This is a genomic window from Niallia sp. (assembly GCF_031978665.1).
Classification (GTDB): Bacteria; Bacillota; Bacilli; order Bacillales; family Cytobacillaceae; genus Niallia.
In genome coordinates this window covers 89169-115809 of the sequence record NZ_DALZDK010000007.1, presented here as the reverse complement: position 1 = coordinate 115809, position 26641 = coordinate 89169, and the positions used below count along the sequence as shown (strand labels likewise).

Below are 26641 nucleotides of genomic sequence, written 5' to 3'. Positions count from 1 at the left end.
TATGACGTTAAAGCGTTTTTCGTCTCGAACAGTAAGGCTGGATACTGAGTTTCTTGCTGAATCTCTGAAAGGTGCATCAAAGTATTTCCGGATAGCAGGATATTTCCGGAGTTCTATTTTTGAGTTGGTAGGTGAGGAGATAGCAAAGATTCCAGAAGTAAAGATTATTTGTAATTCTGAATTGGATTTGGCAGACTTTCAGGTGGCAACAAGTAGGAACACAGCTCTTAAAGAACGTTGGAATGAAGTGGATGTAGAGGCAGAAGCTCTCTTGAAAAAAGAGCGTTATCAGATTCTTGATCAGTTGCTCCGGTCGGGGAATGTGGAAATTCGAATCGTGCCTCGTGAGCGTCTCTTTTTACATGGTAAAGCTGGATCCATACACTATCAAGATGGTAGCCGTAAATCATTTATTGGATCTGTGAACGAATCAAAAAGTGCCTTTTCCCATAACTATGAATTGGTTTGGCAGGATGACGATGAGGAAAGTGCTGATTGGGTAGAGAAAGAGTTCTGGGCTTTATGGAACGATGGTGTTCCATTGCCGGAAGCCATTTTGGCAGAGATTCATCGGGTCGCCAATCGTCGGGAGGTTACCATAGAAGTTTTGAATCCTAATGAAGTACCGGCTGCTGCAATGGCAGAAGCTCCGATATATCGAGGAGGAGAACAATTGCAACCTTGGCAACGTTCCTTTGTTACTATGTTTTTGGAACACCGAGAAGCATATGGAAAAGCACGCTTGCTGCTGGCCGATGAAGTCGGGGTTGGTAAAACACTTTCAATGGCAACTAGTGCTCTAGTTAGCGCACTTCTTGAGGATGGTCCGATACTCATTCTTGCTCCGTCTACGTTAACGATACAATGGCAGGTTGAAATGATGGATAAGCTTGGAATTCCAACCGCTGTCTGGTCTTCTCAGAAAAAAGTATGGGTTGGTGTTGAAGGTCAAATTTTATCCCCACGAGGGGATGCATCTTCAATAAGAAAATGTCCTTATAAAATCGCCATCATATCAACTGGATTAATCATGCACCAGAGAGAAGGTCCTGACTTTGTAAAAGAAGCAGCCTTGCTCCTTAAAAATCGATTTGGGACAGTGATTTTAGATGAGGCTCATAAAGCAAGAGCAAGAGGAGGACTTGGTGCTAGGTCATCTGAACCCAACAATCTTCTGGCTTTTATGCAGCAAATCGGAAAACGTACACAACATCTAATACTTGGTACTGCTACTCCAATACAGACTGATGTTCGGGAACTCTGGGACCTTTTGGGTATCTTGAACAGTGGGGTAGACTTCGTCCTTGGAGATCCATTATCCCCTTGGCGAAATCATGAGCAAGCAATTCCAATGGTAACTGGAAAAAGTCAAGTCAACTCAGAACAAGAGGCGTGGGATTGGTTAAGTAACCCACTGCCTCCTGCTAATGAACATCATATTGTTCAGCAGATTCGGGATTATATGGCAATTAACACCCAGTCATTCTTTTGCCCACACCGATATGAAGACTTAGGTTATATGATTCAGAATATTTGGCTTTCGGAATGTCTGGATCCAAATTTTTTTAAAGAAAACAATCCCGTTTTGCGACATACAGTTTTAAGGAAAAGAAAACAGCTTGAGGACGACGGTTTGCTAGAAAAAGTCGGGGTTAATACGCATCCTGCAACTCAAAATCTTACCCAGTACCAATCTCGATTTGTAGGCTTAGGGATACCAACAAATACACCCTTTCAGGTTGCGTATGAAAAAGCCGAAGAGTTTAGTAAGTTGCTTCAATCTAGAACCAAAGCTGGTGGCTTCATGAAATCCTTGATGCTTCAGCGTATTTGTTCAAGTTTTGCATCTGGTTTGAAAACGGCAAAGAAAATGTTAAAGCACTCTATACCAAATGAGGAAGAGGATCACATTGAGGAGGCAGAACACATCCTTTCTGAAATGACTCCTGCAGAAGTGGCCTGCCTCAAAGAAATAGAGACCCAACTTTCACGGGCTGAAGCGGTAGATTCTAAATTTAATACAGTGAAGTGGTTCTTAACAGAATTTAGGACTGATGGAAAGACCTGGCTTGAGCATGGCTGTATTATCTTCAGCCAGTATTATGACACTGCAGAATGGATTGCAAAAGAGTTGGCCAAATATATCAAAGATGAAGTTGTGGCACTTTATGCTGGTGCTGGTAAAAGTGGTCTTTTTCGAGGTATGCAGTTTAACAGTGTAGAAAGGGAAGTGATAAAAACTGCTGTTAGAACCCGTGAGATCCGTATAGTAGTTGCAACTGATGCAGCTTGCGAAGGGTTGAACCTTCAAACCTTAGGGACACTAATTAATATTGATCTTCCTTGGAATCCGTCTCGGCTTGAACAACGATTGGGCAGAATCAAGAGATTCGGTCAGACTCGTAAATTTGTCGATATGCTTAATCTTGTCTACAGTGAAACTCAGGATGAGAAAGTTTACAACGTTTTGTCTGAACGCTTACGTGATACATATGACATTTTCGGGTCCCTCCCTGACACTATCGATGATGAATGGATTGAAGATGAAGCAGAACTTAAAGGTCGAATGAACGAATATATTCACGAAAGAAAAAAGGCTCAGGATGCTTTTACTGTGAAGTATCGTGAGACCTTAGATCCTGCTGCACATTTATGGGAACGATGTGCATCTGTATTATCACGTAGTGATATTGTAAACAAGCTCAGTGAGCCTTGGTAATGTGTAATTCAATAAAACCTAAGCTTAGGTACGGGTGCGAGGATACCTTATGTGCTATATTAAACAGGTATGTCTTTGGATAGGCTAACTTATATTTTTAAAAGACATATTTCCAAAAGTAGTATTGAAATAATTAAATATATATTATAGTTTTGATGCCTATGCCGATAGGCAATCCTCATGAGAGGTAGGAACATAGAGGATCACATAAAAACCCACTTGTTAAGTGGGTTTTATTATACATCGTATTAAATTGACTTGTCTTTATTAGAAATACGTAAAGATAAATCAGTAATATTCTCAAGTCCAAAATCTTGTTTTTTTGCCAAGTACTTTTCAAAAAATGTTGAGTCAATACCTGTCATCCGATAAAAAAAGGAAATGTCTACCTTCCATTCATTTTCAATCATTTGATGAATGTCAACAAGCCCCTTTTTAGATACAAGGTCAATTATTGATTTTATTTTCATCGGTTTCTGAAGAGGAATTAATTCATCAAGTGGTTCTGTTTTTAAATAGCCTTTTCTATGGAGTGCTGCATAAAAATTCCGATGACTTTTTGAATCAATAATTCCCAGATTAGCAGCTCTATATCCTAGTACTTGCAAGGATGTGTTCCACTTCTTTTTTAAATCGATATAAGCATCTGGATTTGTAACATGTAGAATATTTTTCATATCACTTACAAACTCATCTTCAGGTAACAGAAATGTACCTGCAAAAGTATTTGCCTCGTTTTCAATAATCTTGTGTTCTTTCCGATCTAAGCTGGTGAACTCTAAACGATAGTGAAGTAGTAAATGACCTAGTTCATGTGCAATATCAAAGTTCCTTCGTACTGCCGAACGTTTCATATTGCCTAATATAATATAAGGACGTTCATATTGGGTCCACAAACTGTATGCATCTATTTCCTCACCAATTGCTTTTTCAAAAACAAATACTCCGCTCTTCTCGATAAGGAACATCAAATCATCATTCGTATCTTTTCTAAAATCCAGACGTTTCCGAGCTAACTCTGCTACTTTATTTATTTGAGTTAATCGACTGTCATTAGAGTTATTTAAGTATTCTATAACTTCATCCCTTAATTTTATAATTTTCATAGAAGGGTACTTTACTCTAGTGGTTAAATTATTTATAAATGTATCCAAGTATTCAATATGCTTAGCTTCAGCCTGTGTTTTTGATATGACATTCATAATTTTTGAACGATAAGCAATATTCATTACTTGGACATTGCCAGGTATCGTACTACGATTTAGAATGTCCTTAGTGTAGAAATACTTACTTTTTACGTTGAAAATTCGTTTTAATTGATTAACAATTTCCATTTTCGGTGAAGTATAATTGTTTTCATATTGCCAAACTGCTTGTTCGGTTACTCCTATCAAATCAGAGAGCTGTTTTCTAGAATAGCCATGCATGATACGAAGATTAGTTAGATTTTCACCAACAAACATGCTGCTCTCCCTCCTTATCTAACTAAAACAAATAGCTTTTTTTATTCATTTTGTTGTTCTTCTTCAAGTATTCCTATGTCAAATGCTGCTGGATCAATGAGGTCATCATTCGATTCTGGAGCAACTATTTCTCGGTCCTCGTCGGTCAAGTCTGCTCCAGTAATATAACTAGATAGGTTTTCAACTAAATAAGCTATATTATCTTCTGGGTTAGGAAGATAGTGCTTAATTTCTGATATTTGGTATGCATCATCAAGTGAATATGTGAGAATATGGAATTCATTATAAGATGACTTGAAATGTTCAAGCTCATCTTTAATTAGATTTTCTGGAACTAAGAATGAGAGTTGTTCATGATGTTCGATTAACTTATCTTTTATTGTCTCTTGAAGAGATGGAAATATTAATTCTTTATTTATTTTAGATAGCTCATGAAGATAAGTACGTCGTCGACCAATTCGTTGATTATTAGTAGGTAATTTAGCCTGTGAGAAACATTCTTCATTAAAATAAGCAGCATTCTTTATAAGGAAAAGAATCTTAGACTCGCCATGGATAAATTGAAGATAATCCCAAGTTAATCCAGCTTTTGACTTCTTATAGGTAAATCCATGATTAGTACATTCCTCCGCTACCTTACTTTCAATAAAATTTCCCTTGGTCCATGCAAAAGCGGAGCTAATCTTCATTTTTTCTCTTCTATCCTTACGATGGTCAATATATTCTCGATAGCCTTCTACGATAGCATTAACAATCATTTGATTATGTTCTTCATTAAATTTGTATTGTTCCATATCCATCACTCCCATTAATGAATTAAATACCTTAATTCTATTTTAATAGAAGATATAGATTGTGGAAATGATTTTTTTTAAAATTATTAAAGTTTAGTCGAAAAAGTTGTTGTTTTTTTATAGTGTACCTAATTAAATTAAATATTAAATCCTTGATTTCTTATTATTATCGTTATTATTATTTCTCTGATAAACAGGTAAAGAATATTTACTATTATCCAGTTTTCCAATTGTGATTAGAAAATAAACATGATGTTATGTTAAGTTACTCTCTCTTTTTTTTATATAAAGATAGCTTATACGTATAGAAAATAATTCAAAATACCCATTTTGGTAAATATTTCTAATAGGCATTCATATAATTGATACCTATTCCGACAGGCAATCATTTTAGGAGATAGGAACATAAATGATTACATACAAAACTCACTTAGAATTAACTAAGTGAGTTCTTGTTTACATTTACTAATTATAAATTCTTCTAACGATGTTCTGGGTATTCTCCATGATCTTCCTACTCTAAATCCTTTTATTTCTCCGCTGTTCAGCAATTTATAAGCATAATTCCTTCCAATATAAAGTGCTTCCATCAATTCTTCAATAGTCAAGATATCATTTTGCATCTCAAACATTATTTGCACCGCCTTTTACCCTTTTTAGATTATTGTTGTTTTGCATTAATTAATAAGGGTTCTTTTTCACCTTTTCTCATAGTTTTATCAGTGTGAAGAAACTTTATTTGCATTAGTAATTTAGTTAAAAGTATATTTGTAATATCTGATGTTTAATGAGGTGTAAAAGAATGCCTAAATTAACCAAGAAATTAAAAGAGGAATTATATAGTGAATTAGGATTTCAATTTAGTGGTATAGATGAAATAAACTATGAAAATATTTTTAAAGCAATAGACCTAGGGGAAAAGTTCAAGGAGTTCGCTAAATTTTTTGAATTAGATGAAACTGTTTATGGAGATATAATAAAGAAGTACGTTCTGCACTTAATACTTGAGGAATCAGTTAATATTGTAAAAGCTGAAATTGACTTAGTAAGAGAGTTTCCAGATGAGCCACTCTTGGATTCATCATTTGGTGAAATATTAGAGAATGTTCTGAATAATGTTGATTTTAGCCAATCGGAAGACTTTAAGCATTATTTTATCGAGACTTTAAAAAAGGAAGATAATAGACTTAAAGATGATAAGGCGATATTAATTGAAGACTTTGACGAAGGCAGTAGAGAATCTATGCCTGTTACTCTATATCCATTCTCAGAAAGAAGCAATACACTATTTAGACTGTACTTCATGAACTATGTGAACAAAAAAAAACCTATAAAGCCACGTTATTGGGATAAAGATACTGTGCCTGAGATATTACTCGAGGACTTAATAATACACTATAAGCAGTATACGAATTTGCTGAAAGGATTTGGAAGAGAAATAAATCCTACAAGAGATCTTTTGGAAATTGAAAGGGAAACAAATATATTTTATTTGTTAAAATTAATTTCTATCATATCTATTGAGAGGATTGAAAAGCTTTCCAAAAAGGATAGAAAAAAATATTTTAAAGCATTATCTTCAATCACATTGATTGAGGATATACCTCTTAAGTTATACTTAGCTGAGCAATTGATTAATGACAAAAATGAATCAATTTTATTAAAAAGCAAAGTAGGCTATAATCTGTTATTTAAACAAAATTTTTTATATATCCCGCTTTTAACTATGTTTCTTAAGGAGAAAATTAATGCTCCGCATGGTGTTTTAACTGTAAAAAGTACAGAGATTGATAAGGATGTAGCAAGGAGATTAGGGATCCTTAAAAAGGCTTTATATGTGTATAAAATTCTACAAAGTGTCCAATGTTACAGAGTTTCTGACCTAGAGATGGATAGTTTATTAAGATTCAATAAAAATAGTTATAAATATTCTAGTATATTTTTTGAATTATATAAGAAAACAAGCAAAATTAAGGATATTCGAGAAAAACTAAGTAAGGAAGTTACTGATGATTGCTTCCAATTTATTCTCAAAAGGAAAGAAGCATTATATGATTACTTAGAATATGAATCGTTTGATTTTATTAAAAATGGAGAAAAGTTATATTTAGAATAGGAGTATAATCAAAAAAAGATTACTTTTTTGGTTAAAAAAATATTAACTAATTTAAAGAGCTGCTCGTAAAAGATAAACGAGCAGCTCTTTTTTTATAAGCTTTTAGGGTGCGTTTATTAAATATTCAAAAAACTTATCCCTTTATATGCACTGTTATCTTGGACAGGTAGCAAATATTAAAGCAGTGGAGGGATTTTAATGCAATTACAGGAATTAAATTTTACTGAAGATGAAAGAAAGTTATTGAAAAAAATGAAAAAAGGTAATCAAGAAATCCAATATATATCTAGCTATGATGGAAAATTTTTAGTTTCATTTGGTAACAGTTTTTTGAAGACTAGAGCAGTAATAATATTTTATGTGTTGGATGGTAAAGGAACATGTAATGGCCATTTTGGTAATAGTACATTTAGTAGTAAGACAGCAGAGGATAACAAAAAAAATGAACCAATTTCTGTGTTTATAGATAGCAGGCTGGATGATGAGATATTTCTTCATATTAAGGAAGGATCTAGTAATATAACGCATTCCACAGCTGATCCTCAAGATAATAAAGAAGAGGTATTATTGACATTCATTGAAGATAATATGAACGCACAGTTAATAATATATGACAATAGGTTGAGTGGAAAACTGGCACAATTTATAGCAAGCAAAGAGGAATCAAAAGATAAGTTAAGGTTTTTTGCAATGAGTTATGTTTCTCAACACTTTCCTAACTTATTTAATGCAGGGGAAGTAGAAGATGATGAAAACTTATCCGAATAGCCTGAATAATTCAACTGAGTTTCCTCAACAACAAGAAAAAGAAATAGATATTGAGGAATTAGATGGTCCTCTAGTAATTAGAATCAATTATTTTGGTGATGAAGAAGAGAATTTAGTAGAATCCTCTTCAGTTCCAGATAAGGATATCAAAGCCCATAACATTGATGAAGATCACATCGGGGATGATGATACCAACTTCAATTTACAGGAAGGTCATATGCCCTCTTTGTTAGTTGATGAGGAACTAATTGAGGAATGTAAAATAGTACTCAAAGTTGATGAGAATCCAAAAATCCCATGTTCTGTTGAGCCAGTTAAAACTGAGGAAAATAAAAGTATTAGTGAATCAAAAAATAAAAGTATTAGTGAATCAAAAAATAAAACCACCAATATTGAATATGATGTTTCTAAAATGCTGTTAGAGAGGCATCAATTAAAGTGCTTAAAGGGAAACCTTTATTATTATAGTGAATATAAGGGGTGTTTCTTTGAACTCAAAGATTATGAGATTAGAACTCTTGTACGAAGTGGTTGGGATTCTAAAATCGAGTCATTATTATCAAAGAATAGAGTAGATGATATTATCGACCGCTTAAAAAGTAATGCAGAAATACAAGTGACTGAAGATGACTTTGATCCATTTCCCAACCTGATAAATTTTAAGGATTGTGTGCTAGACGTTAAAACTAAACAGATATTAAAGCATTCACCAAGTTATTTTTCCACGAGTTTTATTAATGCTAATTACAGTAAAAAAAGAAGAAAAGGGGAGAATTTCCATAATTTCATCAGTCAGTGTACAGAGGGTGACATGGACAAGAGTGATCAAATACAAGAGATAATAGGATATATCATAGGTAACTACACAAATGCCAAAAGGTGGTTCGCATTTATTGGGGAGCCTCATACAGGCAAAAGTACTATTCTTGAGTTATTAACAGTGATAATTGGTGAGGATTATACAAGTAATGTACCCCTCCATGAATTAAGTGGAAGGTTCTCTTTAGCAGATTTATTTAAGAAGAAGCTAAATGTTTGTGGTGAAATTAACGATGGAGCTTTAAAGAATATAAATACGTTAAAGTCATTAACGGGGAATGATAGAGTTAGAGCCGACGTTAAATACAAGGAAGCTATAAATTTCATTAATAGAGCTAAGATTGTCGTGGCTGGAAACACCATGCCTCAAATTCAGACTTTGGACAAAACTTCCGCCTTTACTGATAGAATCTTATTTGTAATTTTTAACAATATGATCCCCGAACACAATAGAGACTATAAATTGAAGGAAAAGCTTATTGCAGAAAAGGACTACATCGTTCAGTGGGCGATTGAGGGCTTACATCGATTAATAAGCAATAATTTTATCTTTACAGAGTGTAGTGATTCTATCGAATTTAAGAATCAGTATAAAAATGAAATGAGTAATATAAATGACTTTGTAAATGTAATGTGCCGATTAGATCCTAGTGACGAACAATGTAGGGTTCATAAGAGAGATCTTTATACAGCTTATATTACTTATTGTAGAGATAACTGCCAAAACATATTAGTCAAGAAAGATTTTTTCAATGAAATAAAGAAGCTACCGATCACACAGGCAAAATTTAGATATAGGAAATCCACACCACTAGATGGCTACATCGGAATAACTTTAAAGAAACTAGAAAGAGAGAATGAGTAATATAAAGAAGTTTAATAAGAAAATGACTACTTTGTCTACGTAATTGACTGGAATTACCTAAATTACTGGGTTTATTCTGATTGAACTGTAGATTTATATGGAAAATAATTTCTACTTCATATCTACATTTGGCTACGACTAGACTATAAGGAGCATGCATACGCAGGAATATTAATAAGGTATTATTAAGCATTAAAAATATATATTATACCTTTGAGTAAAATGAATAAGCCTTGATATGCATGTATTCCTTAAATATTACTTTGAATATTTTGGGGGATAAGAATGAATGAGTTTGATGGGAAAAGTATATATATAATTCTAATTGATTTGTTAAGTGAACTTTTATATCAAGAGCTTTTTATTGATGTGGAGGTGGAAGATTCATGATCCCTGTTAGTCTCTATGCAAGAGTTTCAACAGCAGAACAGGCAGAAGAAGGTTTCTCGATTGATGCTCAGATTGAAACTATTACACGAAAGTGTGAACAAGAGGGAAGGAAGGTTGTTTATCAGTACATTGATCGTGGAATAAGCGGGAAATCAATTAAAAATAGGTTACATTTACAGCAACTTCTTAAAGATGCAAATGAGGGAAAGTTTGAAGAAGTATGGGTATGGAAGACTAATAGATTAGCAAGAAACCAGTTAGATTTATTGAATATTGTAGAAGTGTTAAACAAAAATAATATTGCATTTAGGAGCTGTACAGAACCATTTGACACTTCAACTCATATAGGGAAGCTTATGATGAGTCTATTAGGATCAATCGGTGAGTTTGAAAGAGGAACTATAGTAGATAATGTTAAAATGGGTATGAAACAAAGGGCAAGGTCTGGAAAATGGAATGGTGGGCAAGTATTAGGTTATGCAAGTGTTAAAAGTGAAATAGACGAAAATAAGACGAGGTTAGAGATAGTTGAAGAGGAAGCATTTATTGTTAGAGAAATATTTCAGTTATATTCGGAAGGAAGAGGATTGAAGAGCTTAACAAATCACATTAATAAACTGGGCTATAAATCAAAGAAGGGCAACTTATTTTCTATAAATGCAGTAAAAGAAATATTAATGAATCCCCTATATATAGGCAAGATTAGATTTAATCGTAGAGAGAATTGGAGTGAGAAGAGAAGAAAGGGAATAAATAAGAATCCAATTATTGTAGATGGAGAGCACGATGCAATTATATCAGTAGAATTATGGGAAAAGGTTCAAAAACTTTATAATCAAAGATCAAATAAACCAAATCGAGTATATAGTGGGTCTTATCCTCTAACAGGTCTATTAAAATGCCCAATGTGTGGATCGTCTATGGTTGCTGGAAGAGTAAAGAAAAAACATAAAGATGGGGGTCATTTGATCTACAGATATTATCAATGTGGGGCATGGAGAAACAAGGGAACGGCAGCTTGCAGATCGAATAGCGTGAAAGCGGACGAAGTAGAACAATTCGTCTTTGATAAGATCCAATTTAGCTTATTAAACGAAAGTATTCTAGGGGACATTGTAAATAATATTAACGAGAAAAGGAAAAGTACGATAAAGCCATTAGAGGATCAAATGCAGCAAATTGAAAAAGAAATCTGTGCATATGATAATAAAAAAAGTAAATGGTTTGAACTATTTGAGGATAGTATGATATCAAAAGAAGACTTATCCCAAAGACTTGCATCAATTTCTGAAGAAATTCAAAACAAAGTCAAACTTAAAGAATCTATACAAACCAAGCTCAGATTAAATAACTCGGAACCAGTTGATTATCAGGTTGTAAAAAAATTAATAAATAACTTTAACGAGATTATTCGGAATGCTACCTATGATAAGAAGAAAACAATTCTAAATATGGTAGTTGAGCGAATAACCGTTAATAAAGAAAGAGAAATTGAATCGATAATATTACACTTTGATAGAAAATCAAGTAATCATATATTAGGTGAAAAAGAGGGCGAATCTTCAAATGAAGATCCGTCCTCTTTTAATTTTACTTTAGTTTTGTATCAAAAATAAATTCATAATATGGAGGAATAATAGATGAAAAATTACTTAGTGCCCAAAAATGAACAATTAAGGTTATTGGAAGTAGATCAATTACAAAGGCATCCCGCTAAAAGAGTGAATATTGTTACCCTAAAGCTAGTTAAAGAGAATAGCTTTCTTTATCCAGATAGAAATGTTAGGTCTCCAGAGGATGCATATAAACTACTAAAACAATTTCTTGTTGAGGTAGATCGTGAGTACTTTATAGTAGTGTGTTTAGATACGAAGAACCAACCTACCGCCATTAATGTCTGTCATATAGGAAGCTTAAATGCAAGTATAGTACACCCAAGGGAGGTCCTTAAGCCTGCAATCCTCTCAAACTCAGCGTCCGTAATAGTAGCTCATAATCACCCCAGTGGAGACTCGTCTCCTAGTAAAGAGGATATAGAGGTAACTAAGAGACTTGTGGAAGCTGGGAAAATAATTGGAATAGATGTATTAGACCATTTGATAGTTTGTCCAGAAAATTTCACATCACTAAAAGAAAAGGGACTAATTTAAAAATGAAAACTATTTTTCTAGTTTCGAATTAAGAAATAATATAATAAGTAAATTTGAAGGGGGTAAATCTGTACTCCCTTTAAAAATGTTAAAGTGATTTATGTAATTAACAGGGGAAACTATTTGATAATTTTAACATTTTTTTGAAAAGTGTTATGATACAAGTAAGCAGCTTAAGGGTTTGTATACCCAATTTTTTTACTAGATATTAAAATCTATAAAATAGGGCATAATATTTATAATAGTTTGAAAGGTGTGCGTTTAGTTTGGAGATTAAAAGAGATAAGTTTGATACTATAAAAGAAATCTTAGCGAGTTATTCATTTACAGTTGAAGAAATGAAAAATGGACATGGTTACGACTTTATTTCTCCTAACGGAGGAAAGTTATGCATTTATAATTCTGGTAAAGTTAATATTCAGGGAAAAAGTGAGGCTAAAGAGTTTATAGAAGGTGTTTGGGATGAACATTGTAGTTTTGCAGAAGTAACAGAAGATGATAAAAAGCAAATTACCCTAGTTTATAAAGTACCAAAGGATAATTTTGACTCTTTCCTTAATTCAATTATAAGTGAGGAAGAAAATTATAATTTTGAGTCAGTAAAAATAGATAAACCTAATCCATATATTTATTATCAACTTAAGTTATCCGATAAATTTGATTATAAAATTACTTTAACACAATACGAAAGTAGTAAATTAGTTGTTCATGGACAAAACTCTGACCTATGGACGAATATCCTTGAAATTATAAGTACTAATTTGGATAGTGTTTTTAGTACATCAATTGCAAATGTAGCTGTCCAATCTAAAGAAGAGGTTGATGTTTTAACAGTTGTAACAAAAGATGATCAGTTACATGCTTCAAGAGCTATAAGGGATTCTCTTGGTGCTTGTTTTAACTTTCTATACACAAATGACCAAGAAAGAATAGAAGCAACGGAATTCCTTTTGCAATCTGAATTACCTGTAAAGGATTACTCCATTTATATTAATGGGACATTAAGAGCCTTTGAAGGTTTTGTTAAAAAGCTACTTATAAAATTGGGAGTTTTTACTCAAGGTCAAGTTATGAGTAAAAACTGGAATTTTGGACTTCTCTATAATCCAGATACTCGGGATATTTCTGAAAATCTGTATAATGCATTATCAGGTGATAAATCAACAAAGGACAAGCAGGAAACATTAATTAAAGAAATGTTGAGACGTATGAGTGATGATAGAAATATTTATTCCCATAGTGGTCCTCCAAGTGGTGGAAGGTCAATTAGAACGTTAGAAGGGGCGATTTCCGTGCATAATGATTTAGTTGCATTGATGAGAGTCGCCTATAATGAATTTGAATTGGGGTGAAAATAATGAGTAATGAGGTTTTGACATTTTCTGCTACTGAATTAAATGATTTAAAAATATACTTGAAAGAACAGTTATTAAGCAGTACTGCCAATTCTAACTCTATTATTTTTAGAAATGAAGCTGTAGTTATATCTATATACAAATCAGGAAAAGTTTTGTTTCAGGGGAAGGAAGCAAAAGAGTGGTATGATAAGATTAGTGTTTATTTTAATAAAAAAACATCCCAAGAAGACAATAAGACCGCTTCCGATGAACAACAAACATCTAAAACATTACCAAGGATAGGTACTGATGAATCTGGTAAGGGTGATTTTTTTGGTCCTTTAGTTACAGCGGGATTCTTTTTATACTCTAAAGAAGATGAGAATACTCTTAGAGATTTAGGTGTAACTGATTCTAAAAAAATTAGTAATAATAAAATTATTAATTTAGCCTCAGAAATTAAGAAAATAGGTGCTCATTCTATTGTCAAAATTGGACCTAAAAAATATAATGAGTTATATTCAAATATAAAAAATGTTAATAATTTACTCGGTTGGAGCCACGCAAGAGCCATTGAGAATATTCTTGATGGACATGAATCTAAACTCGCAGTTGCTGATAAATTTGGCGATGAAAAGGTAATTGAAAATGCCTTATTGAAAAAGGGGAAAAAAATACAGTTGGTTCAATTTCATAAAGCTGAAAGTGATATTGCAGTTGCAGCGGCTTCGATATTGGCTAGAGCAACTTTTTTAGAAGAAATTAAAAGGATTGAGAAAGATTTAAATATAAAAATACCTTTGGGATCTGGGAAATCAGTTGTAGATACTGGTGTAGCTATTGGAAGAGAAAGTGGGATAAAGTCTTTAGAGAAAGTGGCTAAAATTCATTTTAAAACCTACAAAAATATTATAGATTTAATAAATTAAAAATTATTTAAGGAGGGTTAGCTATGAATAAATTTGCCGAGTTGCGTTTTATAACTGCAGATTTATGCTGCCCCCAAGTTCACTCTTTTACAAGTGTTAGTTTTAGAGTGATAATTGGAAAATTAAACAACAAGTGGACTAAAAAAGTCTTAATTGTTTCAAGAGGAACTTTTAATCCTTTTGAATATCTAGTTGAAATATTAGACTCTATTCGTGATTTTCTTAATGACTTTAGTTTGGATTTAAGGGAATGTGAACTCCTTATGGATTTAACTGAATACCAGGGGCTCCATAATCCATATCTATTTAAGTTAGAATTTAAAAATGGGAATATCAATGATGTTAATATTATAGAATTGACTACTGATAACTTAGATAATGGGTGGAAAAATACTCTTCAATATTATTATGATGACAAACTCAGCATTTTTAAAGAATCGTTATTATCAACTGAAGAAAAGGCAGAATTAATTGCAAAAGCACTAACGAATTCATTACTAGATAATCTTAGTATCGAAAATATAAAACGAGAAATTGAATATAAACTTTCAAATAATAGAAGTGATGATTTCATAAATAGATCTTTTTATCAATAATTACTAAGGCGGTGTCTAAAAGAATAGATGTTGCCTTTTTCTTGATACTTAGACATTAAGTATCAACATTTAATCTCTGGTTTACCGTTAGTCTTGTCACGGTGAACCGTATCATAAGTAAATGAGGTCTTATAATAACAACATAATAACCAAAAACATGGAGGCAAATATGTTATCATTTGAAGATAAACTAAAAATCATAGAATCGTTCCCTCAATTGGAACGAAAGAATGTTTCATTAAAACGTGTCAATTTTCATTATATGGAAAGTGGAAGTGACAAAAAGAATGTAGTGTATCACTTACATCCCAATGGCAATGGATTTGTATATGCGGATAAACTAAATGAGTATGATACAGATGATAAAGGTATGGTGAATATTAGAGATTTTTCAAAGGAAGAACTAAGAGAAATTATTGTAAAATCTATTCAATCATTAGTACCCGATATACTAGAAGAAAAGATGATGGAGGAAGAATCAGCGGCAGAAGAAAAATGGGTTGATTCTGAAAAAAATACGCTCCACCTTCTTCAAGAAGAAGGGTTTTGGAATATATATGCCGGAGCAAATCTAGAAAATAGTTTTTCAAGCTATATGGAAGCTTGTGAATACCTAAAAGAAGAAGGCTTTAACAAATCTCCCATTTAAAAAATGTAGTATAATAACAAGGTAGCCATACTCCTAATTAAGAGTATGGCGTTTTGAGATTTTTGTGAAAAAATGGAACAGCTCAGGGCTTATCCAAAAAAGGAGGAGAAAGAACTTGAGCCAAAATAGGTTAGTGCCAAACACCTTTTTATATACATTCAATTATGCTGAAGAAGAAGAGCATTTATGTAAATTGGAGGCCCGTTCACTATTCCGCTCTAACTTACATGCTTTTGTATTAGAGAGTAGGATGAATATAGACCCAAGTAGGAGTCCTTTTATAAAAGAGAAAATAGAAGTTCTATTTAAATGTGATACGTTGGAAGATCTAGTACAAAAGGTTGAGGTAATGCCTGCCTTGAATAGTACTTATAAGGTAATTGGCGTCAATTATCGAGACATAGATCCCCTAGATAAAATGGCGTTTGAAGAAAGGAAATCGATCGCTAGACAAGTTGGATGCTTGATTCCAGGTATAGCGAATCTTCATCAACCTGAGGTAGTGTTCGCCATTACTAAGTTAAAAGGAAAATGGTATTTCGGGTACTATTCGGAAAACCAGGGAATTTGGCTTATTCATCAACAAAAGCCTCATAACTATTCAACTGCATTAACAACAAGAGTAGCCAGAGTATTAGTGAATATTGCGGTTCCAGAATTAACAGGTATTACTGTGATTGATCCATGCTGTGGCATCGGGACAGTATTGGTAGAGGCTTTATCTATGGGAGTTAATATAACAGGTAGTGATTACAATCCTTTAGTAATGAAAGGCATTCGTAATAATCTCGCGCATTTTGGACTTTCTGGACCTGTATTTTTAAGAGATATCAGAGATATAACAGAAATGTATGATGTGGCCATTATAGACATGCCTTATAACCTTTGCTCAGTCGTTTCAAATGAGGAAAAATTTGAAATGCTTCAATGCGCACGTCACTTTGCTAAAAAAATGGTCGTCGTGACGACGGAAGATATTGATGGAATACTTAATGAAGTGGGTTTTGAAATAGTAGATCGGTGTGAAGTTACTAAGGGTAAGTTTGTACGTCAAATAATTGTTTGTTGTTGATGCTTATCGATAAATCGTATAAATTCAGGTGGTGAATGTATGCGATTTATCGATAAGGTAATACAGAAATCAACATAAAGCAGAATTTTAATTGATTAAGTGGAATCTTGAAGATGCTGGTGAATGATCTGCAAAGCGCTAGCAGAGTTTTGAATAGTGTAGATTAGTATTATATAAAATTTAAAACCTCAACTATTATGCCTATGGTAGCTTTATTGTTTAAGCCGTATGATACTTTTTTGGCCAGCTTAAAATCTATTGTTTGAAAATTGAAAACGTTTAACCTATAATTAGTTTATATAATAAACAAACAAAGTTCAATGCAAACTTCCTTTTAGGAATCATGTAATTTGTTTGCTTATTAGTTAGATTTGGAGGGGTGAAGATGAAGAAAAAAGTAGTCATAACAGGTGGAAGTGGTCTACTTGGTCGAGATGTCATAAAAGAGTTTTTAGATCATGGTTATGAAGTGATTAATGCCGATAGGAAGTATCCAAAAGAAGCCCTTTGTAGAACAGTGATAACAGACTTAACAAATCTTGGTGAAGTATATGGAGTATTAGCGGATGCCGATGCTGTTGTTCATCTTGCAGCAATTCCAGTTGCATATTCCCACCCAAATGAAGTGACCTTTGAAAATAACGTTATGTCCACATATAACATTTTAGAGGCAGCTGGTAATCTAGGAATTAAAAAGGCGGTAATATCTTCAAGTGAATCATCATATGGCATTTGTTTTTCAAAGCAAGATTTAGTACCTCAATATGTGCCAATTGATGAAGAGCACCCACAATTACCGGAAGAGAGCTATGGATTGTCGAAGATTGTAAATGAGAAAACAGCTGATATGATACACCGTAGAACGGGGATGCAGGTAGTATCTTTTCGTTTAGGAAATGTCATCTCTCCGGAAAAGTATGAAAATTTCCCTGGCTTTATCCATAATCCCGAACAGAGAAAAACGATTTTGTGGAGTTATATTGATACACGAGATGCAGCGACAGCATATCGATTAGCCGTTGAAACAGACGGACTTGGATCTGTTGCTCTTAATATCGGGGCGGATGAAACAAGTATGGATATTGACAGCAAACAGTTAATGGAAACCTGTTATCCCACTGTAAAGGATTTTCGTAAAGATTTATCAGGATTTGCACCGCTATTAAACAATGAAAAGGCGAAAAAACTACTAAATTGGAAACCTATTCATAAATGGAGAGATTACGTAAAGATGTAAATACTATCTTAGTAAGGAGAGAGAATCGATGATTTCTAGTCTTAAAAGTACTACTACTTTGCATAATGGTGTTGAAATGCCTTGGCTAGGTTTAGGCGTCTTTCTAGTAAAGGACGGAGAAGAAGTTGTAAATTCAGTTAAAGCAGCTCTTGAGGTCGGCTATCGAAGCATCGATACGGCTGCTGTTTATAAAAATGAAGAGGGTGTAGGAAAAGCTATTGCGGAATCAAATGTTCCTCGTGAGGAGCTATTTATTACAACAAAAGTTTGGAATGCTGATCAAGGATATGAAGCAACATTGGCAGCATTTGACGTTAGCATGAAGAAATTGGGGCTCGATTATTTGGACCTTTATTTAATTCACTGGCCACTTCCTTCTCAAGGGAAATTCGTAGAAACATGGAGAGCGCTTGAGAAGCTCTATAAGGATGGACGCGTTCGTGCCATTGGGGTAAGTAATTTTAAAGTTCATCACCTTGAAGAGGTCATCGCAAATAACGAAATTGTACCGATGGTCAACCAGGTAGAATATCATCCCCGATTTAATCAACGAGAATTGCATGACTTTTGTAAAAAACATAGCATTCAGCTTGAAGCTTGGTCCCCATTAATGCAGGGAGGTCTGCTTGAAGAACCAACTTTGGTTGGAATTGCAAAAAAATACAATAAATCAACGGCTCAAATTATCATTCGCTGGGACATCCAAACAGGAGTAGTGACGATTCCAAAGTCAGTTAAGGCACACCGTATTGCTGAAAATGCTGATGTCTTTGACTTTGAACTTTCCAAAGAGGATATGAATAAAATTAATGGACTCAATCAGGACCAACGGATGTTTGCTGATCCAGATGAATTTAATAAAGTATGAGTTTTAGTATCATAAATTAGATAGGAACTAAAAAAGGGATGATCCAAAAAGGTTTATCCCTTTAAAATTTTATTTTTGTTCAATCGGGATTGTGTTATCCAATTTTATGCCAATTTTCTCCGAGAATCAAAATAATCCAAAAGTTACTATTAAATAATATTCAGAATTGTTACGCTGTTAATAACATCATGAATTTGCCTCCATTTAATCCTATAGGAGGGAAGAAAATGAAGCGTAAAATAAGTTTGATTCCAGATCAGGTAGTAGAACAGATAAAGGAAATTCCTAAAGGAGTTGAATTGATGACTCAGGATCAGAAAATTGGTATTCAAGAAATGTTGCTACAAGAACTCGATATAGCAAAAGCAGTCTATTTAGAGTACAGCAATAACCGTATTTATTATGAGGAAGATCGGGATAAAGAAATCAAACAAACGTATTATAAGGATATCTCTTTTGATAGAAAAAATATCCATGAGTTATTAGAAAAAACACATGAAAATAAGTTAGGCTACGCACCTCACCGCTATGTTTATCCATGGGTAGATCTCCATGAGAATGGGAAACTAAAAAGTATCTATTCAGGGAAGGAAATGGATCCGCTCGCTGTCATAGAAGCGGATATTCGTATTCTTAAAGAGACAGGTGTAAATATTAATAGTTTATCCGCTGAGGTGACGTTAAATTGTGAGCATGTAGTACCTCAGTCTTGGTTTGATAAACGTCAGCCGATGAGAGGCGATTTGCATCATTTATTTGCCTGTAATCCCGCATGCAACAGTCGCCGCGGAAACAGCCCTTATGATGATTTCCACGACTATGTTCCAGAAAGCCATACTTTAGGTATTCAGGAAGGCTGTGGTAAGGCAGATGAAGGGAAGTTTGAGCCTGAATATGGAAAAGGAATTGTTGCAAGAGCAACCTTTTATTTTATGGCCTGTTACTCTGGAATAATTGACAATAATCTGGTGAATTTGAAGGTTTTACTAGAGTGGCATCAGAAATTTCCGGTGTCTTTGTATGAAAAACACCGAAACCTTGCTATCTATGACTTACAAGGAAACCGGAATCCATTTATTGATTTTCCAGAGTTTGCAGAAAAATGGATAGATGAAAAAGAAGGTTGATACCAAGGATAGGGCTACTTAGTAAAATCAAGACGAGCTTTTTCTCAAATAAATGAGATTTATACTGAAAATTGATACAGCACTATTCCGGTTTAAACGGAATGGTGTTGTTTTTATTAGAGAAATTTTTGTTGCAAGAGTGTTTGTTTTTGTAAAGTTATAAGTCTACTGAAAGAGATACTTTTTTAAAAAGGATATTCTAATGACTAACGAACTAAATTTGCACTGAGAAAAAGTGTTGATTTCGGAAAAATATACCAATATAATATTTCGTAGCTAATAGGCCAATTGTATCGGAATTATTTTTAACTTTACTTAGAATATCAACAGAGCTGTACTCCTATATGAAAATGGTAAAAATAGTATTAGCAAATTTAGATAGTAAAGGGAGTAATAACATCTATGAAGAAAGCACTAATAGTCACTCTTTCTCTATTTCTTTTTGGTTGCGCTTCAGTCAATGAAGAGAAGATAAGTGAAACTACAAAGGATGAAAAAGTCCAAAATCAAGTTTTAGAAATTAATGAGCAGCAATCATCTAATAATGAATCTAAACAAATTAGTTCATATGAAAATATGGGAAATACAAGTGGAAATATTCAAAATGGCGGTATTGCAGCTGAATACAAAGACTTGGTTTTCTATTCTGACTCCGAAAGGTTGCTTGTCTCACAGAAAGAGGAAGTTTCTGATTTGGAAGTTAACGGAAAAGTACTTGATCACATAGAAAACGAGGGGATTATAGATTCTATTAATGTCATAAATGATAGAGTGTATTATATTAAGAATGAAGTTGTCTATAAAATGGATGTAGACGGTAAAAGCAAAGAGGAATTACCAATCCCCTATCCTGTTTCAAAGATAATTGTTTATAAGGATCAAATTCTATTCACTTCCTATGATTATGAAGAAAATCTTGATACCCTTTACACCATCAATACGAATGGTGAAGGTTTAAAGGAAATCGCTATGGGGATTCAGACTTTTTATGTTAACGAAGGAAAATTGTATTGGTCCTCAAAAGTAAAAGACAATGATTACCGATTGTACATAGATGACTTGAAAAGTGATAGTGAACCTGAAGTAAAATCTCATTATAATCTATCATTCTTTCAAGTAGATGGTGATGTGCTCTATTATCATAATGCAGATGATTATTACAAAATGAATATTAATGGAATTGGTGAGGATAAACGAAACTTAACAGCTGTTACAAAGGAAAATGGAAGTACGATTGAATTTACGAATATTTCAGATGATACGATTTTTTATACAGAAAATAGAAAAATGTATGCTATGGATATGATAGGATCAAAACGGTGGGAAGTCCCTACGAGTCCAGTATCTGCATATAGTCTTGCTGGAGGGCACTTGTTTTATTGGGGAGTTAGTCAAGGGGAGTTATCATTAGCTATTTATAAAGATGTCTCACAGGCATATGATATTGCAATAAATGAAAGAAATAACAGTATGGAAAATACAGATCTATGGAGTGATACGCCAGAAGAATTGTATAATCTTTATAATGAGCTAGTTAGCACAAAAGAAACTATAACAATTCAGGAGTTGGAAGAGCGAGAACAGATGATACTCGGAGGAGACATGATTTTCCCGCAAGACCATCTAATTGGGGCTACTAAAATGCTGCTTATGGGATTTTCTATTAGAGATGAACACTTTTTAAAGAGTTTACTTGCTGATCCTGTAGATGAGTTGACCTATTTTGATGAACCCTTGTCTGAGTTACCAATAGATGGGGCTCCAATGGGTGGTTACTATGACTTTACAATAAGTGTTTATTCCGAAGATACAGTTTATATAGAAAGAACCACTTCAGGTCATGATATGAATGTGTATGTAGCGTTTAAAAAAATTGATGATAAATATTATTTTGATGACTTTCAGTAAATAATTTTAGAGTCTGTCATCGCCGGTTTTTGGATATTTGTAAAATTATAGATTGCTGTTGATAGATTTTTAATAAAATATCTTCACTTAGATACATCATGGTAGACCATATTATAAGTAGCTGAGAAAATAATAGCACCCTCTATTAAAAATGATAGAGTGGTGCTATTTTGTTAGTTACAAATCCGTTAACCATTTTCTAATCTATATTAGTGAAGACGCTAAACCAAACGTAGACGCATTTTATTTAAAACAAAAATAAGATGAAGGTTGGGGTTGTTATCCACCTGCTTTTTTTGCATAACTAAGGGAGGATTTTATCAATCATTAAAAAAAAATATTTGTACACAAAAATATTTACATGTATACAAAACGTAAACATCATGTACACAAACTCGTTTACTTGTAAACAATCATGTATACATTTAGTAATAACAAGATGTATACGTGTTTGTGTACAGGGGTTACAAACGCGTATACAAATAGCCGTAGTTTACAAGATGTTTACAGTTATATATTTTTTGGGTTAAGGTGATTGATTAATCTAGTAATCTCTTATAGCCTTAAAGTTAGAAACAAGAGATTTATCCACCATTGTTTAAGAGTATATCAATTTAAATGAAAAGGAATGATGAAAAGATGAGCTCTAGAATCGCGGCTGTTGATGTTGGTAATGACTCTATTAAGGCAATCTTTGGAGAATTAGAATACGAATTGAATATTCCTAATATTGTGGCAAGAGATACAGAAGATCGTCCTGTGATAGGAATAGAAGAATTGGATAATAAAAATCCACTAGAAGGAATACATATCAAAGTGCATTCCCCTGCATTAAAAGAAAATAATGCAATCTATCGCGTTGGTCAATTGGCAACAAAGAGTACCAGTGCAACGGAACTAGATCCCGGCAGTGCTAAATCAGAAGAAGATCAAACATTGGTAATGCTTTTTGCTACATTGGCATTAGATGCCGTTAATGAGAAGAATTCGAATTCTTTTCCAAAAATGAAAAATGTGATTGATGCAAATTATACGCTTGGAACTGGCCTTCCTCTACGTGAAGTGAAAGAAGGAAAGGATGCTGGTTACCGATCTAAATTGGTTGGTTCTGTCCATCAAGTGGAGTTTCTTGTTACACCAAAATACCAAGGCTTGAAAGTAAATATTAAATTTAATGAGGTAAAGATTTACCCTGAGGGATTTGCAGCCTATATAAATCTTGTAATGGATAACAATCTAAAAATTATTAATAAAGATTTAATCGATAAAAGAATTATTATTCAGGATATCGGGGGATTATCTACGGATATCGCTGTTATTAAGAATCGAAATGTCGATGATGATAAGGCACAAGGATTTAATCTTGGCGTATCGGAATCATTAGAGGCAATAAGAGAAGAAATTAGATCAAAACACGGCATTGAATTAGACAGTCGTCGTGATGTAGTGGAAATTATCACGAGAAAAAATGACCGGAATCATATTATGGTTAAGGGTAGCCGGACCAGTGTTCATGATATTACAGATCGTATTCTACTTGAACTAGCGAAAAAACAATATCGATTATTACGTAATGTATGGCAGAAAAATTCCCAGACTGAAATCTGTTATTTTGTTGGTGGAGGAGCCAATGTATTAAAAGAATACATTAAAACATTAAATAATAATTTAGATGGGTATAATATTGATTTCTTTGAGGATGAGAAAGAGAGTATTTGGATGATGGCCAATGCTTATTATAAGCTCATTACTGATTTTGTAAGAAAGACGGAAAAGCCTAAACCACCACAAGAACCTGTGAAAAATTAATAGGGTGATTATATGAAAAGCTCAAATGGAATTAAGAGAGGACAAGCAATTTCGTTTCGTGTCCCTTCTGATACCCCTGATCATCTTATAAACCATTTACAAAAGCTAAAGGAAATAGAAAGAAGGAATTTCTCTAGTAAAATCGCTGAGTTTGTGTTGCAAGGGGTTGGTCAGTCTTTTTCGAAGGAACGAGAAACGATTACGATTCCTCTCCCACATAAATTAAGTAAATCACAGCGGAATTGGTTAAAGCACGAGCATTCTGAGGCCCTATTAGGCTCTATTATATACCAACTATTAATGGATCCAGTTCGTGCGACTGCTTTGCTTGCATCCTTAAATAGTAATTCTTTAGATATAAATGAGGCCTTGTATTTACAAGAAGAAAGCACAAGCGAATTTAAGGCGACATCTAATGTAGATGATTATTTGCATTCAATGGAAGAAACAGCTGTTGTCGAAGAGATAGATAGCATGGACGATTTAGACAATTTTGATTGGGGTAAAGCAACACATAATCAATCAATAAAGGCAGAAGAAGAAAAAGAAGAAGATATAGAAAATGATTTAGACAGTCTGTTGGGAGACTTTCTGCATACAATGAATAAGTAGTACAGGTAGATATAGCAAACAAAATTAGTATGATAAAAAAGAAGAGGGATTAATCTCTCTTCTTTTTACCATGGCAGGATTAGTTGCATTGTCAATAAAGGTAGTAGAATAGAATATTATCTACTCATCCAACTTTAAACTAAAATTAGAAATTCATTGTTTCATAATGCGCTGTAGTTAATATTCCTCTCTTCCATAAATGGAAACAAAAAGCTTCTTAAATTCGACAAAATCCCTAATAATAGTTTGACATTTCAAAAAATAATCGCTATATTAATAGAATGTAAAAACAAGTTATCTGAATCTTTTTAAAAGAGTGATTAATCGGAGGTCATCTTATGGAACAACGACAGCAATGGGGATCACGGTATGGTTTTATCTTGGCAGCCGTCGGATCTGCAATTGGATTAGGAAATATCTGGAGATTTCCAGCAGTTGCTTATGAAAACGGTGGAGGAGCCTTCTTCTTGCCCTATTTATTTGCGATTTTAACAGCAGGTATTCCCATATTGATATTAGAATTTACTATCGGTCAGAAATTTCGTGGCTCAGCACCACTATCCCTATTCCGTTTAAATAAAAAAGCAGAATGGCTTGGCTGGTGGCAGTTATTGATTGCCTTTGTCATCTGTACTTATTATTCAGTTATTGTCGCGTGGGCGATAAAATTCACCATTTATTCATTCGGAACGAAATGGGGTTCAAACCCTGAAAGTTTCTTTTTTGATAATGTTTTAAAGATAGCGGATAAACCTGGAACAATTGGTGGGTTAGTTCCTGGTATTGTTATTCCTGTACTTTTTGTATGGGTCGTTACGCTTTTTGTTTTATATCGTGGCGTTTCTAAAGGAATTGAAAGATTAAATAAGATTTTCCTACCTGTCCTTATTGTTATGTTTTTAGTAATTGTGATTCGTGCTTTAACTTTAGATGGAGCGGTACAAGGGTTGAATGCCTTTTTTAAGCCGGACTGGAGTATGATTCTTGACGGAAAGGTTTGGATTGCAGCATATGGGCAAATCTTCTTCTCGTTATCGATTGGATTTGCAATTATGATTACTTATTCTAGCTATCTACCGAAAAAGTCAGATATCAACAATAATGCTTTTATTACTGCATTTGCAAATTCAGGATTTGAATTATTGGCAGGAATCGGCGTTTTTGCTGCACTAGGCTTTATGGCAAACCAACAAGGTGTTGCCGTGGAAGAGGTAGTAAGTAGTGGTATTGGATTAGCGTTTGTCGTCTTCCCTAGCATCATTAATGAGTTCCCTGGAATGAACGGTCTATTTGGCGTATTATTCTTCCTTTCACTTGTTTTTGCTGGTATGACATCTCTGATTTCAATCGTGGAAACCTTTATTGCAGGAATTCAAGAGAAATTTAATGTATCACGGACAAAAGCAGTATTAACAAGCGGAATTGTAGCAACGGTAATCTCCTTGATTTTTGCTACAAACGGAGGATTATATTTACTCGATGTGGTAGACTACTTCATCAATAATTTTGGAATTGTTACTGCAGGATTTGTAGAAGTTATCTTAATTGCTTGGTTCTTTAAAGGATTAAATGGGCTACAGTCTCATACGAATGCTATTTCTGACTTGCGTATTGGGGCGTGGTGGAAGTTTTGCTTAAGTGTAGTAACACCTATTATTCTTGGCTATATGATGTTTGATAACATTCGCCAGAACTTAAAGGAAAATTACGGAGGATATCCAACTGAGTTAATTTTGTATTCAGGTGTGTTTGTAGTAATAATTAGTATCATTATCGGAGTCCTTTTATCCTTTAAAAAATGGAAAGCTAATGCTCTAGACAAAAATAGGGAGGTTGTTTAATATGTCAGCTAGTGCAATAACCATGATGGTAGTTGGAATGGTTATCCTATGGGGCGGCTTAGCAGCCAGTATCTATAATGTTGTAAGAGTATCTAAGAAAGCTAAATAATTCTAAAAGGGAATGACCATAAATGAATGGTTATTCCCTTTTTCTTGATTTGGATAAGGCTTGTGAATGGTTTCTTAAGTCTAGAATGGTTGCAAAAATACTCAGCCTACATAAATAGAAACGGAATAATTGCTTTTATTCATGAAACAGAAGGTTTCTATTAAGAAGAAAAAATGATGCCTAGTTATAACAAATAAAAAAACAAGTTGACGAATCTCGACAAAATACGGTAGTATAAAAACTAATTGAATAAGACCTCACTTTTTTGCAGTGAGGTAGAGGCGCGATATTTAACAGTCTTTAGTGGAGTTTGAGAAGCTATGATGCTAGGGAGAAGGAAATGTCGCCGAAGTTTGTAATATTCTCGGTATTACATGCTGGGTCTGTAGTTAAGAGCTGCAGGACTGTCTCAATAAACACCTAGTTTATTGAGTTGTGCTATCTCATTTGGGATAAAAGAGAG

Annotated in this window: 21 protein-coding genes, 1 pseudogene and 1 riboswitch; of the genes and pseudogenes, 19 read left to right on the top strand and 3 right to left on the bottom strand. The window is 33.6% G+C overall.

Going from position 1 to position 26641, the window contains the following annotated elements; all coding sequences use genetic code 11:
* Position 1: 1 nt before the first annotated feature.
* Positions 2-2719: a phospholipase D-like domain-containing anti-phage protein gene (locus RTL21_RS05730; protein ID WP_312094233.1), complete on the top strand. Its 2718-nt coding sequence runs from the start codon at positions 2-4 to the stop codon at positions 2717-2719.
* 248 nt (positions 2720-2967) lie between these two features.
* Here the strand turns inward: RTL21_RS05730 and RTL21_RS05725 are convergent, their stop codons facing one another.
* From RTL21_RS05725 to RTL21_RS05715, 3 genes are all read right to left on the bottom strand, one after another.
* Entirely contained in the window at positions 2968-4182 is a 1215-nt protein-coding gene (locus tag RTL21_RS05725; RefSeq protein WP_312094231.1) for a spr1629 family repressor/antitoxin, read from the bottom strand.
* A gap of 41 nt (positions 4183-4223) precedes the next feature.
* Positions 4224-4976 (bottom strand): spr1630 family ClpXP-sensitive toxin, encoded by a 753-nt coding sequence (locus tag RTL21_RS05720; protein ID WP_241475123.1) that lies wholly within the window; start codon positions 4974-4976, stop codon positions 4224-4226.
* A gap of 440 nt (positions 4977-5416) precedes the next feature.
* Complete coding sequence (locus RTL21_RS05715) at positions 5417-5608, bottom strand: helix-turn-helix domain-containing protein (RefSeq protein ID WP_241475122.1); 192 nt, start codon at positions 5606-5608, stop codon at positions 5417-5419.
* A gap of 170 nt (positions 5609-5778) precedes the next feature.
* Between RTL21_RS05715 and RTL21_RS05710 the strand changes: the two genes are divergently transcribed.
* From RTL21_RS05710 to RTL21_RS05625, 18 genes and pseudogenes are all read left to right on the top strand, one after another.
* Positions 5779-7092 (top strand): hypothetical protein, encoded by a 1314-nt coding sequence (locus RTL21_RS05710; protein WP_312094226.1) that lies wholly within the window; start codon positions 5779-5781, stop codon positions 7090-7092.
* A 198-nt stretch (positions 7093-7290) separates the two neighbouring features.
* Positions 7291-7860 (top strand): hypothetical protein, encoded by a 570-nt coding sequence (locus tag RTL21_RS05705; RefSeq protein WP_312094224.1) that lies wholly within the window; start codon positions 7291-7293, stop codon positions 7858-7860.
* A complete protein-coding gene (locus tag RTL21_RS05700; protein ID WP_312094222.1) occupies positions 7838-9544 on the top strand; it encodes a DNA primase family protein in 1707 nt (568 codons plus the stop codon). Before RTL21_RS05705 ends, RTL21_RS05700 begins: the two co-directional genes overlap by 23 nt.
* 386 nt (positions 9545-9930) lie before the next feature.
* Positions 9931-11001: pseudogene (locus RTL21_RS05695) on the top strand (recombinase family protein); the annotation flags it as partial.
* A gap of 573 nt (positions 11002-11574) precedes the next feature.
* On the top strand, positions 11575-12084 hold the full coding sequence (locus tag RTL21_RS05690; RefSeq protein ID WP_312094218.1) for a JAB domain-containing protein: 510 nt from the start codon (positions 11575-11577) through the stop codon (positions 12082-12084).
* A gap of 266 nt (positions 12085-12350) precedes the next feature.
* Positions 12351-13436 carry a hypothetical protein gene (locus RTL21_RS05685; RefSeq protein ID WP_312094216.1) on the top strand — a complete coding sequence of 362 codons (1086 nt, stop codon included), beginning with the start codon at positions 12351-12353 and terminating at the stop codon, positions 13434-13436.
* Positions 13437-13441: 5 nt separating this feature from the next.
* A complete protein-coding gene (gene rnhC / locus RTL21_RS05680; protein WP_312094214.1) occupies positions 13442-14350 on the top strand; it encodes a ribonuclease HIII in 909 nt (302 codons plus the stop codon).
* Between the two features lie 23 nt (positions 14351-14373).
* A complete protein-coding gene (locus RTL21_RS05675) occupies positions 14374-14946 on the top strand; it encodes a hypothetical protein (RefSeq protein ID WP_312094212.1) in 573 nt (190 codons plus the stop codon).
* Between the two features lie 169 nt (positions 14947-15115).
* Positions 15116-15595, top strand: coding sequence for a hypothetical protein (locus RTL21_RS05670; protein WP_312094210.1), 480 nt, complete (start codon positions 15116-15118; stop codon positions 15593-15595).
* A gap of 115 nt (positions 15596-15710) precedes the next feature.
* Positions 15711-16667: a TRM11 family SAM-dependent methyltransferase gene (locus tag RTL21_RS05665; RefSeq protein ID WP_312094208.1), complete on the top strand. Its 957-nt coding sequence runs from the start codon at positions 15711-15713 to the stop codon at positions 16665-16667.
* A gap of 385 nt (positions 16668-17052) precedes the next feature.
* Positions 17053-17904 (top strand): NAD-dependent epimerase/dehydratase family protein, encoded by an 852-nt coding sequence (locus tag RTL21_RS05660; RefSeq protein WP_312094206.1) that lies wholly within the window; start codon positions 17053-17055, stop codon positions 17902-17904.
* Between the two features lie 28 nt (positions 17905-17932).
* Complete coding sequence (locus RTL21_RS05655) at positions 17933-18772, top strand: aldo/keto reductase (RefSeq protein WP_312094204.1); 840 nt, start codon at positions 17933-17935, stop codon at positions 18770-18772.
* Positions 18773-19074: 302 nt separating this feature from the next.
* Entirely contained in the window at positions 19075-19899 is an 825-nt protein-coding gene (locus RTL21_RS05650; protein WP_312094265.1) for an endonuclease I family protein, read from the top strand.
* 402 nt (positions 19900-20301) lie between these two features.
* Positions 20302-21807, top strand: a complete 1506-nt coding sequence (locus tag RTL21_RS05645; protein ID WP_312094202.1) for a DUF5050 domain-containing protein — start codon at positions 20302-20304, stop codon at positions 21805-21807.
* Between the two features lie 639 nt (positions 21808-22446).
* Positions 22447-23616 (top strand): Alp7A family actin-like protein, encoded by a 1170-nt coding sequence (locus RTL21_RS05640; protein ID WP_312094200.1) that lies wholly within the window; start codon positions 22447-22449, stop codon positions 23614-23616.
* A 12-nt stretch (positions 23617-23628) separates the two neighbouring features.
* A complete protein-coding gene (locus RTL21_RS05635) occupies positions 23629-24228 on the top strand; it encodes a hypothetical protein (protein WP_312094198.1) in 600 nt (199 codons plus the stop codon).
* Between the two features lie 338 nt (positions 24229-24566).
* Positions 24567-26069: a sodium-dependent transporter gene (locus tag RTL21_RS05630; protein WP_312094196.1), complete on the top strand. Its 1503-nt coding sequence runs from the start codon at positions 24567-24569 to the stop codon at positions 26067-26069.
* A gap of 1 nt (position 26070) precedes the next feature.
* Entirely contained in the window at positions 26071-26178 is a 108-nt protein-coding gene (locus RTL21_RS05625) for a methionine/alanine import family NSS transporter small subunit (RefSeq protein WP_312094194.1), read from the top strand.
* Between the two features lie 268 nt (positions 26179-26446).
* A riboswitch (Lysine riboswitch) is annotated at positions 26447-26627 on the top strand.
* The last annotated feature ends 14 nt before the right edge of the window (positions 26628-26641 follow it).

Excerpts from the sequence above, each read along its gene's own strand:
- RTL21_RS05650 (WP_312094265.1), top strand. The coding sequence starts at position 19,075 with ATGACTCAGGATCAGAAAATTGGTATTCAAGAAATGTTGCTACAAGAA.
- RTL21_RS05675 (WP_312094212.1), top strand. The coding sequence starts at position 14,374 with ATGAATAAATTTGCCGAGTTGCGTTTTATAACTGCAGATTTATGCTGC.
- RTL21_RS05670 (WP_312094210.1), top strand. The coding sequence starts at position 15,116 with ATGTTATCATTTGAAGATAAACTAAAAATCATAGAATCGTTCCCTCAA.
- RTL21_RS05730 (WP_312094233.1), top strand. The coding sequence starts at position 2 with ATGACGTTAAAGCGTTTTTCGTCTCGAACAGTAAGGCTGGATACTGAG.
- rnhC (WP_312094214.1), top strand. The coding sequence starts at position 13,442 with ATGAGTAATGAGGTTTTGACATTTTCTGCTACTGAATTAAATGATTTA.
- RTL21_RS05625 (WP_312094194.1), top strand. The coding sequence starts at position 26,071 with ATGTCAGCTAGTGCAATAACCATGATGGTAGTTGGAATGGTTATCCTA.
- RTL21_RS05630 (WP_312094196.1), top strand. The coding sequence starts at position 24,567 with ATGGAACAACGACAGCAATGGGGATCACGGTATGGTTTTATCTTGGCA.
- RTL21_RS05655 (WP_312094204.1), top strand. The coding sequence starts at position 17,933 with ATGATTTCTAGTCTTAAAAGTACTACTACTTTGCATAATGGTGTTGAA.
- RTL21_RS05645 (WP_312094202.1), top strand. The coding sequence starts at position 20,302 with ATGAAGAAAGCACTAATAGTCACTCTTTCTCTATTTCTTTTTGGTTGC.
- RTL21_RS05700 (WP_312094222.1), top strand. The coding sequence starts at position 7,838 with ATGATGAAAACTTATCCGAATAGCCTGAATAATTCAACTGAGTTTCCT.
- RTL21_RS05640 (WP_312094200.1), top strand. The coding sequence starts at position 22,447 with ATGAGCTCTAGAATCGCGGCTGTTGATGTTGGTAATGACTCTATTAAG.
- RTL21_RS05660 (WP_312094206.1), top strand. The coding sequence starts at position 17,053 with ATGAAGAAAAAAGTAGTCATAACAGGTGGAAGTGGTCTACTTGGTCGA.
- RTL21_RS05690 (WP_312094218.1), top strand. The coding sequence starts at position 11,575 with ATGAAAAATTACTTAGTGCCCAAAAATGAACAATTAAGGTTATTGGAA.
- RTL21_RS05710 (WP_312094226.1), top strand. The coding sequence starts at position 5,779 with ATGCCTAAATTAACCAAGAAATTAAAAGAGGAATTATATAGTGAATTA.
- RTL21_RS05715 (WP_241475122.1), bottom strand. The coding sequence starts at position 5,608 with ATGTTTGAGATGCAAAATGATATCTTGACTATTGAAGAATTGATGGAA.
- RTL21_RS05705 (WP_312094224.1), top strand. The coding sequence starts at position 7,291 with ATGCAATTACAGGAATTAAATTTTACTGAAGATGAAAGAAAGTTATTG.
- RTL21_RS05725 (WP_312094231.1), bottom strand. The coding sequence starts at position 4,182 with ATGTTTGTTGGTGAAAATCTAACTAATCTTCGTATCATGCATGGCTAT.
- RTL21_RS05635 (WP_312094198.1), top strand. The coding sequence starts at position 23,629 with ATGAAAAGCTCAAATGGAATTAAGAGAGGACAAGCAATTTCGTTTCGT.
- RTL21_RS05720 (WP_241475123.1), bottom strand. The coding sequence starts at position 4,976 with ATGGAACAATACAAATTTAATGAAGAACATAATCAAATGATTGTTAAT.